The 15483-nt window shown below is 49.6% G+C and carries 13 protein-coding genes; 7 read left to right on the plus strand and 6 right to left on the minus strand.

The window, feature by feature from the left end; translation table 11 throughout:
• Positions 1–11 precede the first annotated feature (11 nt).
• The gene (locus ACYVI9_RS17655; RefSeq protein ID WP_460767321.1) at positions 12–2318 is read left to right on the plus strand and encodes a glycoside hydrolase family 20 protein; all 2307 of its coding nucleotides are present in this window, start codon (positions 12–14) and stop codon (positions 2316–2318) included.
• Positions 2319–2400: 82 nt separating this feature from the next.
• Positions 2401–3906, plus strand: coding sequence for a sulfatase family protein (locus ACYVI9_RS17660; protein WP_460767323.1), 1506 nt, complete (start codon positions 2401–2403; stop codon positions 3904–3906).
• A 115-nt stretch (positions 3907–4021) separates the two neighbouring features.
• Here ACYVI9_RS17660 and sucD read toward each other — a convergent pair whose 3' ends face one another.
• The 4 genes from sucD to ACYVI9_RS17680 form a co-directional block, all read right to left on the minus strand.
• Positions 4022–4897 carry a succinate--CoA ligase subunit alpha gene (gene sucD / locus ACYVI9_RS17665; protein WP_460767325.1) on the minus strand — a complete coding sequence of 292 codons (876 nt, stop codon included), beginning with the start codon at positions 4895–4897 and terminating at the stop codon, positions 4022–4024.
• Between the two features lie 241 nt (positions 4898–5138).
• Positions 5139–6005, minus strand: coding sequence for an ABC transporter ATP-binding protein (locus tag ACYVI9_RS17670; protein ID WP_460767328.1), 867 nt, complete (start codon positions 6003–6005; stop codon positions 5139–5141).
• Positions 6006–6065: 60 nt separating this feature from the next.
• On the minus strand, positions 6066–6803 hold the full coding sequence (locus tag ACYVI9_RS17675) for an MlaE family ABC transporter permease (RefSeq protein WP_460767330.1): 738 nt from the start codon (positions 6801–6803) through the stop codon (positions 6066–6068).
• 29 nt (positions 6804–6832) lie between these two features.
• Positions 6833–9142 (minus strand): NADP-dependent malic enzyme, encoded by a 2310-nt coding sequence (locus tag ACYVI9_RS17680; protein ID WP_460767332.1) that lies wholly within the window; start codon positions 9140–9142, stop codon positions 6833–6835.
• A gap of 130 nt (positions 9143–9272) precedes the next feature.
• On the opposite strand from ACYVI9_RS17680, the gene ACYVI9_RS17685 reads away from it, so the two are divergent.
• On the plus strand, positions 9273–10760 hold the full coding sequence (locus ACYVI9_RS17685) for a S41 family peptidase (RefSeq protein ID WP_460767335.1): 1488 nt from the start codon (positions 9273–9275) through the stop codon (positions 10758–10760).
• 63 nt (positions 10761–10823) lie between these two features.
• Here ACYVI9_RS17685 and ACYVI9_RS17690 read toward each other — a convergent pair whose 3' ends face one another.
• Both ACYVI9_RS17690 and ACYVI9_RS17695 read right to left on the minus strand, forming a co-directional pair.
• On the minus strand, positions 10824–11171 hold the full coding sequence (locus ACYVI9_RS17690; RefSeq protein ID WP_460767337.1) for a hypothetical protein: 348 nt from the start codon (positions 11169–11171) through the stop codon (positions 10824–10826).
• 78 nt (positions 11172–11249) lie between these two features.
• Entirely contained in the window at positions 11250–12116 is an 867-nt protein-coding gene (locus ACYVI9_RS17695) for a hypothetical protein (protein WP_460767340.1), read from the minus strand.
• Positions 12117–12472: 356 nt separating this feature from the next.
• On the opposite strand from ACYVI9_RS17695, the gene ACYVI9_RS17700 reads away from it, so the two are divergent.
• The 4 genes from ACYVI9_RS17700 to ACYVI9_RS17715 all read left to right on the plus strand — a co-directional run bounded on the left by ACYVI9_RS17700 (position 12473) and on the right by ACYVI9_RS17715 (position 15457).
• On the plus strand, positions 12473–12799 hold the full coding sequence (locus ACYVI9_RS17700) for a hypothetical protein (protein WP_460767343.1): 327 nt from the start codon (positions 12473–12475) through the stop codon (positions 12797–12799).
• A 10-nt stretch (positions 12800–12809) separates the two neighbouring features.
• Positions 12810–13364 carry a hypothetical protein gene (locus ACYVI9_RS17705; RefSeq protein WP_460767346.1) on the plus strand — a complete coding sequence of 185 codons (555 nt, stop codon included), beginning with the start codon at positions 12810–12812 and terminating at the stop codon, positions 13362–13364.
• A gap of 26 nt (positions 13365–13390) precedes the next feature.
• Positions 13391–13864, plus strand: a complete 474-nt coding sequence (locus ACYVI9_RS17710; protein WP_460767348.1) for an FKBP-type peptidyl-prolyl cis-trans isomerase — start codon at positions 13391–13393, stop codon at positions 13862–13864.
• A gap of 165 nt (positions 13865–14029) precedes the next feature.
• A complete protein-coding gene (locus ACYVI9_RS17715) occupies positions 14030–15457 on the plus strand; it encodes an L-serine ammonia-lyase (RefSeq protein ID WP_460767351.1) in 1428 nt (475 codons plus the stop codon).
• Positions 15458–15483 lie beyond the last annotated feature (26 nt).

Here is a 15483-nt window from a genome sequence, read left to right on the forward strand (position 1 = left end):
ATCAGAGACCCATGTTTAAAAGAATCCGGATTTTTATAGCCCTGACGCTCTGCATGTCAGGCGCGGCGATACAGGCCCAGGAACTGCCGATCATTCCGGCACCGGTATCCCTGCAGCGTACCGAAGGACAGTTTACTATCAACCAGCAGACCCGCCTGAATTATGACCAGGGGAATGCGGCGCTACAGGCGGTAGCCGGTTATTTGTCGGATTATCTGGGAAAGATATCCGGCCTGCATCTCAATACCGGCACCGGACAGCAGAATGCGATCGTATTGGAGCTGACGGCCCTACCGGAAATCGGTAAGGAAGGTTATCTGTTGGATATCAGCGCGAGGGGTGTGCGCATCCGCGCCAGCCAGAAGGCGGGTATTTTTTATGGCATACAATCGCTGCTGCAGTTGCTGCCTGCCATGCGAACCAATCAAGACCTGACATTGCCGGCAGTGTCGATTAAGGATTATCCACGATTTGGCTGGCGGGGCCTGCACCTGGATGTGAGCCGGCATTTTTTCGGTCCGGACTTTATTAAGAAATATATCGACCTGCTGGCAACTTATAAACTTAACAGCTTTCACTGGCATCTGTCGGATGATCAGGGCTGGCGGATCGAAATAAAAAAATATCCCCGGCTTACGGATGTCGCTGCCTGGCGGGTAGACCAGAACCACCTGCCCTGGAGCAGCCGGCCACAGGCAAAACCGGGCCAGCTGGCTACTTACGGCGGATATTATACCCAGCAGCAGATCCGTGATATTGTACAATATGCTGCGGACCGGTCGGTCAATATCGTACCTGAAATTGATATGCCCGGCCACAGTGCAGCAGCCATCGCCGCCTATCCAAACCTGAGTTGTAGTCAGGTGCCGCAATTGCCCATGACGGGTGGTGATTACCATCATATGAGTTCCAATTTCTGTATCGGCAATGACAGTGTATTCCTATTTGCGGAAAACGTTTTGAAGGAGCTGATGGAATTGTTTCCTTCCCGGTATATCCATATCGGCGGAGATGAGGTGGATAAAACTTCCTGGAAAAATTGTCCCAGGTGTCAGGCCCGAATGAAGGCGCTGGGGCTGCGCAATGAAGAAGAACTCCAGAGCTATTTTATCCGGCGGATGGAAAAGATCATTGTTGCCCGGGGAAGGACCATGATTGGTTGGGATGAAATTCTGGAAGGTGGCCTCGCACCCGAGGCGACCGTAATGAGCTGGCGGGGCGAAAGAGGGGGCATAGAAGCAGCCAAAATGAACCATGATGTTGTGATGACACCCGGAAGTCCCCTGTATTTTGACCATTACCAGGCAGGACCGCAGGGAGAACCCCTGGCTTTCGGGGGTATGAATACACTGGCGGCCGTGTATCAGTATGATCCCATACCTGCGGAATTGCCTGCCGATAAACGGCGGTATATCCTGGGCGCCCAGGCCAATCTCTGGGCGGAGCATATTACCAGCGGTTTACATGCCGAGTACATGATACTACCGCGGATGCTGGCTTTGGCGGAACTCGACTGGACGCCACCCGCCAGGAAGAACTGGGATGATTTTAATGCCCGGGTCCAACAGCATTTCAAGAGGTTCGATCAACAGGGCCTGAATTACAGTAAAGGTAATTTCACGGTTCGGATACAGCCCGGATTTCAGGACGGCCGGCTCACCGCCACGCTGTCTTCGGAAATTCCCGGAACGATTATCCATTATACGACGGATGGCCGTGAGCCTGATCTACAGTCCGCCATATACAACGGACCGATACCCATTGACAGTTCGATGCTGTTGAAAGCATCCATAGAACAATATGGCGTCATAAAAGGCAATGAGGCGGCACGTCAGAATTTTGTGAAACATCAGGCCATCGGCGCGGAACTGCATTATATCCATCCGGTCAGCAATTATTATAAGGCGGAAGGACCTTCAACGCTTGTAAACGGCATCCGGGGCAGTATGGCCATCAACCGATTCTGGCATGGCTTTTCAGCTAAGGATTTCGAAGCCGTCATCGATCTGGGCAGGGAAACCGTACTCCATGAGATCAGCCTGGGTTGTCTGCAGAAATACAAGGACTGGATTTTCCTGCCCGGGCAGGTGCAGTTTTCGATTTCATTGGACAGCCTCAATTTTAAACAATTACCGGTGGTAGAAAATCCCGTAGATATTCACACCCCCGAACAGATTTTTGATTTTACCAGTAAGCTGGAAAAGGGAACCCGGGCACGGTATATCCGGGTGCATGCCACCCATACCATTTGCCCGCCGGGACATAGCGGTGCCGGCCAACCCGGATGGATCTTTGCCGATGAATTCATGGTCCGGTAGGGGTGCCGGAGGTGCAGCCAACAAAAGCGCAGCTCCGGTTTCACTGTTTTTTAATAATTTCCGGTTTGTAAAATACTTGTCAATGAAAAATCAGATTTCCCGAACCCTGTTGCTTTTTTTGGCCCTGCTGGTCGTCTGTACCGGACTGCGGGCTCAGGAAAAACGTCCCAATGTGATCCTGATTTATGCGGATGACCTGGGTTATGGCGACCTGAGTTGTTACGGTGCCACCCAACTGCGTACACCGCATCTGGACCAGCTGGCCGCCGAAGGCCTGCGCTTTACCAATGGACACAGCAGTTCTGCCACCTGTACACCTTCCCGGTATGCCCTTATGACCGGACAGTATCCCTGGAGGGTGGGTGCCGCCATTCTGCCGGGCGATGCCGCCCTGATCATTCCCGTGGATAAGATGACCCTGCCCCGGATGTTTAAACAGGCCGGTTACCAAACAGGCATCGTAGGCAAATGGCACCTGGGGCTGGGCACCCAGGTCGCCAAGGACTGGAACGGCGAAGTCCGCCCCGGACCCCTGGAACTCGGCTTTGATCAGAGCTTTATTTTTCCGGCGACAGCCGACCGGGTTCCGACGGTATTTCTGGAAAACCACAGGGTGGTAGGTCTGGATCCCGGGGATCCCATTGCGGTAGATTATCAGCAAAAAATCGGTCATGAGCCCACCGGCCTGGAGCACCCGGAATTACTGAAACTCCTGTCTTCTCACGGGCATAATAATACCATCGTCAACGGCATCGGCAGGATTGGATTTATGACCGGTGGAAAGACCGCCCGCTGGACGGATGAAGAGCTGTCGCTGACTTTTCTGAACAAAGCGCAATCTTTTATTGAGACCCATAAAGCACAGCCATTTTTCCTGTTTTTTGCCCTGACGGAGCCCCATGTTCCCCGCATGCCGGCAACCATATTTAAAGGCAAGAGCGGCATGGGACTGCGGGGCGATGCCATTCTTCAACTGGACTGGACCGTGGGTGAGATCATGAAACAACTCAGGTACCTGGGCCTGGAAGAAAATACCCTGATTATTTTTTCGAGTGATAATGGTCCCGTCCTGGATGATGGGTACCAGGACCAGGCCGAAGAACTGGTAGGCACCCACCGTCCGGCGGGCCCCTTAAGGGGCGGTAAATACAGTTCCTTTGAAGCCGGTACCCGGGTTCCCCTGATCATTCGCTGGCCTGCCGTCATACAGCCCGGAATTTCTGATGCCCTGGTCAGCCAGATGGACTTTCTGGCATCCTTTAACCGACTCCTGCAACAACCCGCCCTGCCCTCAGGTCAGGACAGTGAAGATCATCTGGCGGCTTTTCTAGGTAAATCCAATACGGGACGACAGGACTATGTGCAGCAGGGGCCGAGTCTTTCGATGATCCGGGGACATTGGAAATATATCCCGCCAAGGGCAGGGGTGGCCATGACCAAAAACACCCATACAGAAACCGGAAATTCCAAAAAAGCCCAGCTCTATGATCTGCGTAAGGACCCCGGTGAGAAAAATAACCTGGCAGTGCAGTATCCGGAAAAAGTCGCCGAACTGGCGGCGGCACTGAAACAGATCCGACAGCAGTGAGGGGTAAAGGATGGCCCGCCTTTTAGTAAAATTATTCAGGGTGAAGTTGGGGACGGCAGATAAAAAAATCCGGCTATGCATGCATAACCGGATCAGGTATTTTTAGCGAAGTTTGTTATTTGTTGATAATATCAGCCATGGTTTTCCCAATATCTGCAGGGCTGCTGACCACATGAATGCCGCATTCGGTCATGATTTTCATTTTTGCCGCAGCGGTATCATCAGCGCCACCTACGATAGCACCCGCATGACCCATCCGGCGTCCGGGAGGCGCTGTCTGCCCTGCAATAAAGCCTACTACCGGTTTTTTATTGCCACTGTCCTTAATCCAGTTGGCGGCTTCAGCTTCCATACCACCGCCGATTTCTCCAATCATTACGATGGCGTCGGTTTCAGGATCGTTCATAAAAAGTTCTACGGCTTCTTTGGTTGTAGTACCAATGATGGGATCCCCTCCGATGCCGATGGCTGTGCTGATACCCAGACCTGCTTTCGCTACCTGATCGGCGGCTTCATAAGTCAGGGTGCCTGATTTACTAACGATGCCAATGCGTCCCGGGATAAATACAAATCCGGGCATGATACCTACTTTACAGGCACCTGCTGTAATAACGCCCGGACAGTTGGGTCCGATAAGGCGCACATTTTTACCCTGCAGGTATTGCTGTACTTTAATCATATCCTGTACCGGAATGCCTTCGGTAATACAGACGATCAGTTCGATACCGGCATCAGCAGATTCCATAATGGCATCAGCGGCAAATGCCGGCGGAACAAAAATAATGCTGACATCGGCGCCTGTATTTTTTACACAGTCTGCAACGGTATTAAAAACAGGACGGTCCAGGTGCGAAGTGCCGCCTTTACCCGGCGTTACGCCACCAACGACATTGGTGCCGTATTCTATCATTTGAGAAGCATGAAAACTACCTTCAGTGCCGGTAAAGCCCTGCACCAATACTTTTGAATCCTTATTAACTAATACTGCCATTGTTGATTTTTTTCAGATTGGCTGCAAACGTACATAAAATTTTTTAAGGTCAGGGATACTTTATGAGACGGTGCCTGCCGCCACAGGGTCCGTCCGGACCGGACCAGCAGAGGGCTTCGCTGAAAAATCGATTTTTGGCGCAGTTTTTTCCCTGCCATGGGCAGGGCGGACTCCAGCGGAACGCCTATTCCGTGAAATCGGCGTCATGGCGGGAAAATTTCAGGGGGATCGCCAATGGTGTTTAACTGGTACCTACAATCCCGTCTCCATCCATATCGGTCCGGAATTTATCTTCCAGAATGTCACGGACTTCACTGCTGACGTTTTTCGGGATTTCACCGGTTTCCTGAATGGTGCGCATATTTTTGGCATCCTGGAGAAACTCAGATGCAAAAATAAATTCGTTCAGCTTTTTATTGTCACTGTAGATGATTTCCTTATTGGTGCCTTCCCATTCCTTTTCCCCTTTATGCATATAGACAATATGGTCGCCGATCTCCATCACGCTGTTCATGTCATGGGTGTTCATGATTGTCGTGGTATTGAACTCCTGGGTGATTTCCTGAATCAGCTTATCAATGACCATGGCAGTTTGGGGGTCCAGGCCGGAATTGGGTTCATCGCAAAAAAGGTATTTGGGATTCAATACGATTGCCCGGGCCAGCGCCACTCTTTTTTGCATCCCGCCGCTGATTTCGGAAGGGAATTTCCGGTAGGCATCCTCAGGGATTTTTACCCGGTCGAGGACTTCCTTGATCCTTGCTTTTTTTATCGCATATTTATCATGGGTGAACATATCCAGCGGAAAAATGACATTCTGTTCCACCGTCTGGCTGTCAAAGAGTGCGGATCCCTGAAAAAGCATGCCGATATCTTTACGGATCGCTTTCCGGTCTTCCAGTGACATGGTAATATAATTGCGGCCGTTATACAATACTTCTCCTGAGGAAGGCGGCATCAGACCTACAATGCATTTCATCAGCACGGTCTTTCCGCTACCGCTGGAACCGATAATCAGATTGCATTTACCGGGGTCCAGGACGGCATCAACCTCTCGAAGAACTACTTTGTCGCCAAAACTCTTCTTAATATTTTTTAATTCGATCATACAGGTTGTTTTAATATTCCGGCTGCCGGAAAGTACAAGCGCCGGTGATGCCGGTAATGCTTAGAGCAGTAAGGCCGAAAGCACATAATCAGCCAGGAGCAGCAATACACAGGATACCACGACCGCCCGGGTACTGGAATGACCGATTTCCAGGGCGCCTCCTTTCACATAGTAACCATAGAATGCCGGCACACTGGTGATGATAAAGGCAAATACAAAACTTTTGGTTAAAGCAAAGAAGATATTATACGGGTTGAAATCCAGCAACAATCCTTTATCATATATAGAAGCATCGATAATCCCGGCCGCAGTGCCGGCCAGACGGCCACCCCAGATGCCCAGGGCCATTGACAGAACGATGAGCAGCGGAATCATCAATACACCGGCGGTGATCTTGGGCAGGATCAGATAGGCCTTGGTATTGATACCCATGATTTCCAGGGCGTCAATCTGTTCGCTGACCCGCATATTACCCAGTTCACTGGCGATCTTGCTGCCCACTACGCCCGCCAGCACAATACAGCTCAGGGTGGGTGCAAATTCCAGGATCACGGTATCCCGTACAATCTGGGCAATGGTCTGTTTGGGAATCAGCGGGGAGACCAGCTGATAGGCGGTCTGTACCGTGGATACCGCACCGATAAATACCGAAATGATGCAGATAATACCCAGTGAACCAATGCCGATGTCATTGCACTGCAACATGAATTGTTTCCAGTACATCCGCTTGTTCTCCGGCATTCTGAACATGCCCCTGAACATCAAAATATAACTTCCGAATTCCTTTAATAATTTCAAGTACTGCTGATTTACCGATTATGGATTTTTCATTGTTTTCGGCCGCGTTTTCTGGTTGTCCGGGCGGCGGATTTCATCTGGGCATCCGTAACGGCGATAACCGCCATATTGACGATATTATTGACGCTGCTGCCCAGCTGTAACAAATGTACAGGTTTTTTAAGTCCCAGCAGGATAGGTCCGATGGCGTCGGTGGAACCGATTTCCCGAAGTATATTATAAGCAATATTACCTGAGGCCAGGTTGGGGAAAATCAAGGTATTCACTTCCTTGCCGACCAGTTCACTGAAAGGATACATTTCCTTCAGCAGCGCATTGTCGAGCGCTACATTGGCCTGCATCTCACCATCCACGATCAGCGAGGGCTGCTGTTCCTTGACCAGCGCACGTGCCTTTGATACAAGCTGGGCTTCCTCGGTATTGCTGCTGCCAAAATTGGAATAACTCAGCATCGCCACCCGGGGCTGGATATTGAAAGCTGCCACTTCCTGGGCGGTGAGCCGGACTATTTCCGCGAGTTCTTCCGGGGTGGGGTAGATATTTACCGTGGTATCTGCCAGGAACAAGGGGCCACGGGTCGTCATCAGCAGGTACATACCGGCAACCTTTTTAACGCCCGTTTCCGTTCCAATGATCTGGAGTGCCGGGCGGATGGCATCAGAATAACGCTTGGTCAATCCTGAAATCATACAGTCGGCATCATTGGATTCCACCATCATACAGCCAAAATAGTTGCGGTCTTCCATCAGTTTGGCCGCTTCGTTATAAGTGTAGCCTTTACGCGACCGGTTTTTATAGAAAACATCAATATAGGCCTGCCGCTGTGTTTTTACTGCTTCGGCGCGGGGATCGATCAGTGGCATTTCACTGATATCAATCTGGTGTACCGCCGCCAGATCCCGGATTTTTTTCACGTCTCCGAGCAGAGTTGGAAAACCGATGCCTTCATCAAGTACAATTTGCGCCGCCTTGAGGATATTGATATTATCGCCTTCTGCGAAAACGATCCGTTTGGGGTTGCTTCTGGCCTGGGTGCCCAGCATCCTGAGCACATGATTGTCCAGACCCAGTCGCTTGTTAAGGTCTTCGGCATATTGATCCCAGTCATCGATGGTCACCCGGGCCACGCCGGAATCGATGGCGGCTTTGGCAACAGCGGGTGCTACCGTAGCCAGCAGTCGCGGATCCAGGGGTTTGGGAATAATATATTCCGGTCCGAAATGCATGCTTTGCTGGTTGTAAGCCAGGTTGACCAGATCAGGCACCGGGGTCTTGGCCAGTTCCGCCAGGGCCTGCACTGCCGCCAGTTGCATCTCAATATTGATCTGTGTGGCCCTGACGTCCAGGGCACCCCGGAAGATATAAGGGAAGCCCAGCACATTATTAACCTGGTTGGGATAATCACTGCGTCCGGTGGCCATAATCACATCTTTGCGGGCTTTGGTCGCTGCTTCCCAGGTGATTTCCGGATCCGGGTTCGCCATGGCAAATACGATCGGATTCTTGGCCATGCTTTTGACCATATCGGATGTCAGTACATTGGGGGCACTGAGCCCGATAAAAACGTCGGCACCCTTAACCGCTTCCGCCAGGGTATAATCTTTTTTAGCCAGGGCGAAGGGTGCTTTAAATTCATCCAGCCCGGTACGCCCCTGGTGCAGCGCACCCTTACTATCGAACATGATAAAGTTCTCCGGTCTGGCACCCATCTGCTGGTAGAGCAGGGCACAGGCCATCGCGGCCGCGCCGGCCCCATTGATCACAAATTTTGTTTTTTCTATTTTTTTCTTCTGTATGATCAATGCATTCTGCAGGGCGGCCGCACTGATAATCGCGGTACCATGCTGGTCGTCATGCATGACCGGTATATTCAGCCTTTTTTTCAGTTCCCGCTCGATATGAAAGCAACCCGGCGCCTTAATATCTTCCAGATTGATGCCGCCGAAAGTAGGTTCCAGTGCCTGGATGATTTCCACCAGTTTTTCCGGATTTTTCTCATTGATTTCAATATCAAACACATCTATATCGGCAAATATTTTAAACAGAACGCCCTTACCTTCCATCACCGGCTTGCCGGCTTCAGGACCGATATCACCCAGTCCCAGCACGGCAGTACCATTACTGATGACAGCGACCAGATTGCCCTTGGCGGTGTATTTATATACGTCTTCTTTGTTTTTGGCGATCTCCAGACAGGGAACAGCGACGCCGGGGGAGTAGGCCAGTGACAGGTCTCTTTGTGTTTTGGCTTCTTTGGTGGGAATGACCTGTATTTTCCCCGGTCGACCCTTGGCATGATACTCCAGGGCCTGGCTTTTTCTCAGTTCGTTTTTGCTCATATTTAATCAATTAAAAGCGGCCCGAAAAGTAAACCAAATTGGTGTAATGGGCAAAAGTTAATTAATTTCAGTTTAGGATTGATTATCCGGTAATTTTAACTAAGTTTAATTTGTTAAAATCACCGCATATATGAAAAAAATCATTCCGGCACTGGTGGTGCTGATGATCACGCTGACTGCCTGTCCTGATAAAAAAGATGTCATTGATAATCGTCAGGATAGAAAAGTAGGTTACCTGTTTTATACCGAGTTTATTGATAACTATAACAGCAGTCTGGAAGCGGCATTTGCCCGGTTTAAAAAAGCGGGTGTTACCGACCTGATCATAGACCTGCGGTATAATCATGGCGGTTCCCTGAACGCGGCCAGTTACCTGGCTTCCCTGATAGCCCCCCAATCCGCGGTATCGGGCGAGTCTGTATTTACCCAACTGGATTTTAACAATTTCATGAACGATTTATATGGCACCCGTAATCGTCAGGTTCGACTAAAGCCGGATGCACTGGCCTCGAACCTGGACCTCGAGACCGTATATATTATTGCAACCGATGATTCCTATTCGGCAGCAGAGCTCCTGACTTATTGCCTGCGGCCGTATATGAATGTGGTCCATATCGGCAGCGAGACAGGGGGTAAGTTTACCGCTTCGGTTACGGTAACCGCCTACGATGACTATAATGATGCCGCCTGGCCCACCTATGATCCGGAAGATTTATCTGCCAGTGCCAAAGACTCGCTGAAGGATTGGGCGATGCAACCCATCGTGGCCATTTATAAGGATTCGCGGGGCAATGATTTCTCTGAGGCCGCCACTCTGGTGCCCGATATAAAAATAACTTCTCAGGAGAATGATCCCAGTTATTACCTGCCCCTGGGCGATACGGAGGACTACCTGCTGGCAACTGCCCTGGACGAAATTAAAGGCACACCGCTTGTCGCAAAACAGCGGGCGGTAACCCCTGCGGGTGGCAGAAAGATTGGTGTGGCACCCGCTCGGATTTTTAGTAAGAAAGACCAACTGCTGACCCGGAGTGTGCTAATGGCACCGGTCTTTGCGGCTGATGCCGGAACAACTGCCGCGGGCATCAATACCGTTTCCCAGTTTGTTTACGATGGCCTATCTGTATATTATAAATGGTCGGATTATGTCGTAGACAAGGCGCCCAACAGCGCAGATAATGACCCCGAAGCCTATTTTTATGATATCCTTTATCCCCTGGATACCGATCATGGATGGTCCTGGATTACCGATGATGTCTCCTCTTTATTTGCAGATTTCTCCGGCGAACCCAAAGCCTTTGGTTGGGGACTGGCTTATTTCTGGACCAATAGCGATCGGACCCAGCTGGTAGCGGTCGTCAAATATGTATATCCCAATACGCCGGCTGCACAGGCAGGCATCAAAAGGGGTGACGTTCTGGAACAAATCAATGGCACCATTATTACCGCAACACCCGGTGATGCGGGCTTTTATGGAAAGCTCTCCGGTCTGGATCCCATCAGTGTAGGTGTTTCCAGAGGAGCATCTGGCCAGACAATCAATATTGCTCCGGTAACCATCAATACCAATCCGGTACTCAAAGACACGATTTATACCCTGGGCAATTCCGGGAACTAATCTGAGGTCAAAACTCCGATAGCCTAAATAAATTCTTTCGGTGATATACGGTCAGGCCCGGCATTAGTTGGATCTGATCGGTACATTGGGGTTGGGCCCGCCCTGTTCCCATATTTTCCATTGGAGGTATTGCTGGTGACTCAGTAATTCCCTGAACTGATCGGCGCGCAGTTCCCTGATTTTTTTCAGGGCAGGTGCATCGGTGGCCGTATCTTTTAATTTTTTTGCCTGGGAGAGGTAATCTGTCTGTATGGCCAGCGCTTTGTGGGTCTGATCCGCCCGCAGGTCGATAAGGGTAGTGAGTTGATCTATGTCTTTTTGGGCCTGCTTTCTAATGGCGGCTTCCCTTGATCCGGTGCAGGAACAACAATACAGCAGGAAGGCGATCAGTGATCCGTAAATGATACGCATAGGGATATGATTTAATCTGAATACAATCGCTGGTCGTACCAACTGCGGGTGAGGTCGCCAGACGGACCGGGTATCTGTTTAATGAGCAATCCATACCGTCTTCCCGGAAAGCGCCGTCAGGGAGTCCTTGACATGGGTGGTATCTGCTCCGGCTTTGGGCAGTAACATATATAAGGTGAAATTCACCGAATCCCGGGTTTCGAGTTGTACCGGCCAATTTATGGTCTTCAGTTGATTGAATCTTTTGGAAGCCCTGGGCTCCTGCATGATTTCCAGAATATATTTATACTGGTTGGCCGGAACACCGGGTGTAGTTGCCTTTGGGGTGGTGGTTGACGGGCTGGTCGCCGCCGTCGCACTGGTATCCGATGCCAGCGCTGATTCGGTAATATCTTCCAGTTTCTGTTGATCGGTCTGCGAATTTTTGACGTAAAACCAGATGATGGCTACGATGGCCAGCAGGACCAGGGTCATGATCAGTGCGGCCGGTTTATTATTGCGCGGCCGTCTGGAATTGTCTATATAGCTCTGGGGGATCGAATTTTTTTCGGTAATGGCGGATTCTCTTTTCTTCTCTACATGATGGTATTTTTCCTTATGAAATTCATAAGTGCCATCCGGTTTTCGGGTCAGGGTGCCGATTCCCTGAAGGAAATAAGGCTTTCCCGTATTTAAAAAATCGATCATCCCATCAGTCTGTGACCGGATATCGGATTCTGACAGCACTTTCATTTTGCCTGTTTCCTTGGCAACAAAACTGATCAGTTCATCGTCCAGCTCGCTGACCTTATTTTGTTCAAAGTTGACACTCAATAGGGTAGCGCCTTTTTTCCCATAATCTATCTCAGGATCATAGGCGTTTTCCGCACTGAAGGTACCAATGCCGGGTAAATTTAAAGTTTTGTGGATAGCCAGGTATTGGGCTAAGACAGGGGCAAGTTTCACAATTAATTGATTATTTGTAGCAATTTGAAACAGACACACGCACATTTCGGTTGGAAGGAATTGCCGGGTTGTTTGTTTTGCAATGAGAAACCCGCCTCATGTAAGTCCATTCCTTCCGCGTTCACTCTCGTTACCACCAGGATTTTGCTGCCTGGAAGGGTCCCTGCGAATATACAATAGTTCTATTGAATTTAATTTTTCTGAAGGGTTTAAAAGGGGGCAGGCAGTTGTTTTGTCTTTCAAAATGGAGCATTTTTGCAATAAATGGACCTGAATTTCCGGTTTTCGATGAATTTTATGCATTCCGTCAGCCGGGTTCAACAGTTTTCCGTGGGAAAGCCAGTATTTTTGCGGCGATGTATACGGAAGAAGAAGCAGCCTTTATTAAGTATTGGGAGGCCAACCGGCTGAAAAAGAAGAAATATTTTAAACAGTTCTGGCTTGGGCTTCCTGCCGGCCTGCTGATCATGATCGGGATATTAATTAATTTCTTCAGCGGCTGGTACAAGCGGGCCACCATGCAGGCCAATGCCGACCCTTCTTTTTTAATAATATTATTGATTGCTGGTATTATTATTGTTGCGTTTGCGGGTGTCTTTACGTCCCATCACAAGTGGGATATTAACGAAACCCGCTATCAGGAATTATTGGCCCGAGAAGAAAAAGAAAACTTTAAAAACTAAAAAAAAATTAATGAAAAGAAAATTTTGGATTCCCTCTTTGGTACTGGGATCTGTGTTAACGCTGGTTGCTTGCATCAAAAATGAAGATACAGTACAATGTACACCAAATACAACAGCTCAGGATCAGCATGTCATTGATTCATTCCTGAATGCTACCGGTCAAGGGGCTTATATCAGCTATAATTCAACCTATGGCGCTTACTACGGCATCACCAATCCCGGTTCCGGCCAGACAGCCGCAAGCGATTCCATCGTGGCATTCAAGAGGACCATCAGCACTTTTAGCGGCAGTTCTGTTGTAACCCTGGGTACGGATAGTCTGTCTCAGAGTGCCAGCAACGGCACTTATCTGCATTATTCTGATTTTTCCAATGATGTGGCCTTGAAACATTTTCTGGACAATGCCGGCGTTGGCGGCAAACTTCGGATCATCTATCCTTCGAATACAAATGTGCTGGGTTTCTGGGGCTGTCAGCAACAAAGTCTGACTTCGGGTGAAGTTATACCTGCCTATTCCCAGGTAATGATCGATTATGAATTGACCGGCGTAAAATACGGCAACTAGTCCCCACCATTAAAATAGAAAGAAAGATGAGAAATTGGATAGGAGTGCTGTTCACCGCCCTGACGGTGACCGCAGCAGGTTGTCTGAAAACTGAAACCGAGGAGCCCTGTACGCCCAATACCGTTGAGGAGGAAATGCCTGCCATGGAGCAGTTCGCAGCAGACAGCTCGATTACAACGACACAGGACGCTACCGGAATATTGTATGAAATTATTGAACCAGGGGATGGAGCTATTCCATCGGCGACCAGTAAAATTACGATTCATTATACGGGTAGACTGCTCAATGGACAGGGATTTGATTCTACAACGACAACACCCAGAACCTTTCAGTTGAACCAATTGATTGCAGGCTGGCAAATAGCCATTCCGAAGATCAAGGCAGGAGGAAAAATCAAAATGATCATTCCTTCCTCGCTGGCATATGGATGTGACCCTTATTATGGTGTCGTTGCTGACCGGCCGCTATATTTTTATGTAGAATTGCTGGATGTTGAATAATGTATAGCATCCAGGAATTTTTAAAAAGTCCCCAACCGGGGACTTTTTTTTAAGGCTCATTTCAATGAAAAGTCGGTGACCGGTATTGATATATCCTGCTGGTCTGCACCGCAATCAAAAATCATCCGGGTATGGTTATCTTCGCATGAATATTTCGGGATAAAGATGCAGTACGAACCAATATCGGTATTTGATATGTTGAAGATCGGGGTGGGACCTTCCAGTTCTCATACCCTGGGACCCTGGCGTGCGGCAGAACGGTTTTTGGAGGAACTGCGCACGACGGACCGGCTGTTCCGGGTCAAAGCCGTCAAAGTATTGCTCTACGGTTCGCTGGCCAAGACCGGGGTAGGACATGGAACCGATATTGCGGTCCAATTGGGCCTCTGCGGACTGGATCCCGTCAGCTTCGACCTGGAACAAATCCAGCCCAGGATCCAGACCATTGCCGACTGCTGCAAACTGCTTCTGGGTGGGGTTTCAGAAATCAGTTTTGATCCTAAAAAAGATATTGAGTTTTTGGTTACCGAAACCCTGCCTTATCATTCTAACGGCATGAGTTTTCTGGCGACCCTGGACCAGGGTGAGGCCGTAGCTTCCACCTATTATTCAATTGGCGGTGGATTTGTAAAAAAAGAGGGTGAAGAACCGGGGATGGCCGGTTCTGTGAGTCTGAGTTTTCCCATCGATGATGCCGATGATTTGTTGAAATGGTCTATTAAGACCGGGTTGGCCATTCATGAGATCGTATATGAAAATGAACAGGCCTGGCGTAGTGAAACGGAGATTCAAACCGGCTTGTCGGATATATGGCAGGTAATGAAAGACTGTGTTTACCGGGGTTGCCATACCCAGGGTATTTTGCCGGGCGGACTGAATGTGCGACGTCGGGCAGCTGAGCTGAACCGAAAATTATTGGGGAGTCAGTCCTATGACAATTATGATTCCTGGATAAGGGCCATCAGGTCAGGTGGCAGTAGCTTCAAATATATTCTGGACTGGGTAAGTTGCTTTGCACTTGCCGTCAATGAGGAGAACGCCTCCTTTGGCAGGGTGGTAACGGCTCCCACCAATGGGTCAGCCGGTGTGATTCCCGCAGTACTCCATTATTATACCGTTTTCTGTAATGGGGATCAGCCTGAACAGGTATTTCATTTCCTGATGACGGCTGCCGAAGTGGGAAGTATTTTTAAGAAGGAATCCACCATTTCGGCCGCCATGGGCGGTTGTCAGGCAGAAATCGGTGTATCTTCTTCGATGGCGGCAGCCGCACTGACGGAAGCCATGGGGGGTAGTCAGAAACAGGCTTTAATGGCAGCTGAGATTGCGATGGAACACCACCTGGGCATGACCTGTGACCCCGTGGGGGGCCTGGTGCAGGTGCCCTGCATCGAACGTAATACCATGGGGGCCATCAAAGCTATTACGGCTTCGCAACTGGCGCTGCAGAGTACGCCGGATTTTGCCCGGGTATCCCTGGATGAAGTCATCAAGACAATGTGGGAGACAGCCCAGGATATGAATTTCAAATACAAGGAAACTGCAGATGGGGGATTAGCGGTGAATGTGCCTTTAAGTCTTCCGGAGTGTTAGTGGATATACAAAAATGAACTTTTAAA

The sequence above is a fragment of the Niabella terrae genome (assembly GCF_054783135.1).

Bases quoted from the DNA above. Each gene is read 5' to 3' on its own strand.
- sucD (WP_460767325.1), bottom strand. From the start codon at position 4,897: ATGGCAGTATTAGTTAATAAGGATTCAAAAGTATTGGTGCAGGGCTTT.
- ACYVI9_RS17705 (WP_460767346.1), top strand. From the start codon at position 12,810: ATGAAAAGAAAATTTTGGATTCCCTCTTTGGTACTGGGATCTGTGTTA.
- ACYVI9_RS17710 (WP_460767348.1), top strand. From the start codon at position 13,391: ATGAGAAATTGGATAGGAGTGCTGTTCACCGCCCTGACGGTGACCGCA.
- ACYVI9_RS17670 (WP_460767328.1), bottom strand. From the start codon at position 6,005: ATGATCGAATTAAAAAATATTAAGAAGAGTTTTGGCGACAAAGTAGTT.
- ACYVI9_RS17690 (WP_460767337.1), bottom strand. From the start codon at position 11,171: ATGCGTATCATTTACGGATCACTGATCGCCTTCCTGCTGTATTGTTGT.
- ACYVI9_RS17660 (WP_460767323.1), top strand. From the start codon at position 2,401: ATGAAAAATCAGATTTCCCGAACCCTGTTGCTTTTTTTGGCCCTGCTG.
- ACYVI9_RS17685 (WP_460767335.1), top strand. From the start codon at position 9,273: ATGAAAAAAATCATTCCGGCACTGGTGGTGCTGATGATCACGCTGACT.
- ACYVI9_RS17680 (WP_460767332.1), bottom strand. From the start codon at position 9,142: ATGAGCAAAAACGAACTGAGAAAAAGCCAGGCCCTGGAGTATCATGCC.
- ACYVI9_RS17700 (WP_460767343.1), top strand. From the start codon at position 12,473: ATGTATACGGAAGAAGAAGCAGCCTTTATTAAGTATTGGGAGGCCAAC.
- ACYVI9_RS17715 (WP_460767351.1), top strand. From the start codon at position 14,030: ATGCAGTACGAACCAATATCGGTATTTGATATGTTGAAGATCGGGGTG.
- ACYVI9_RS17655 (WP_460767321.1), top strand. From the start codon at position 12: ATGTTTAAAAGAATCCGGATTTTTATAGCCCTGACGCTCTGCATGTCA.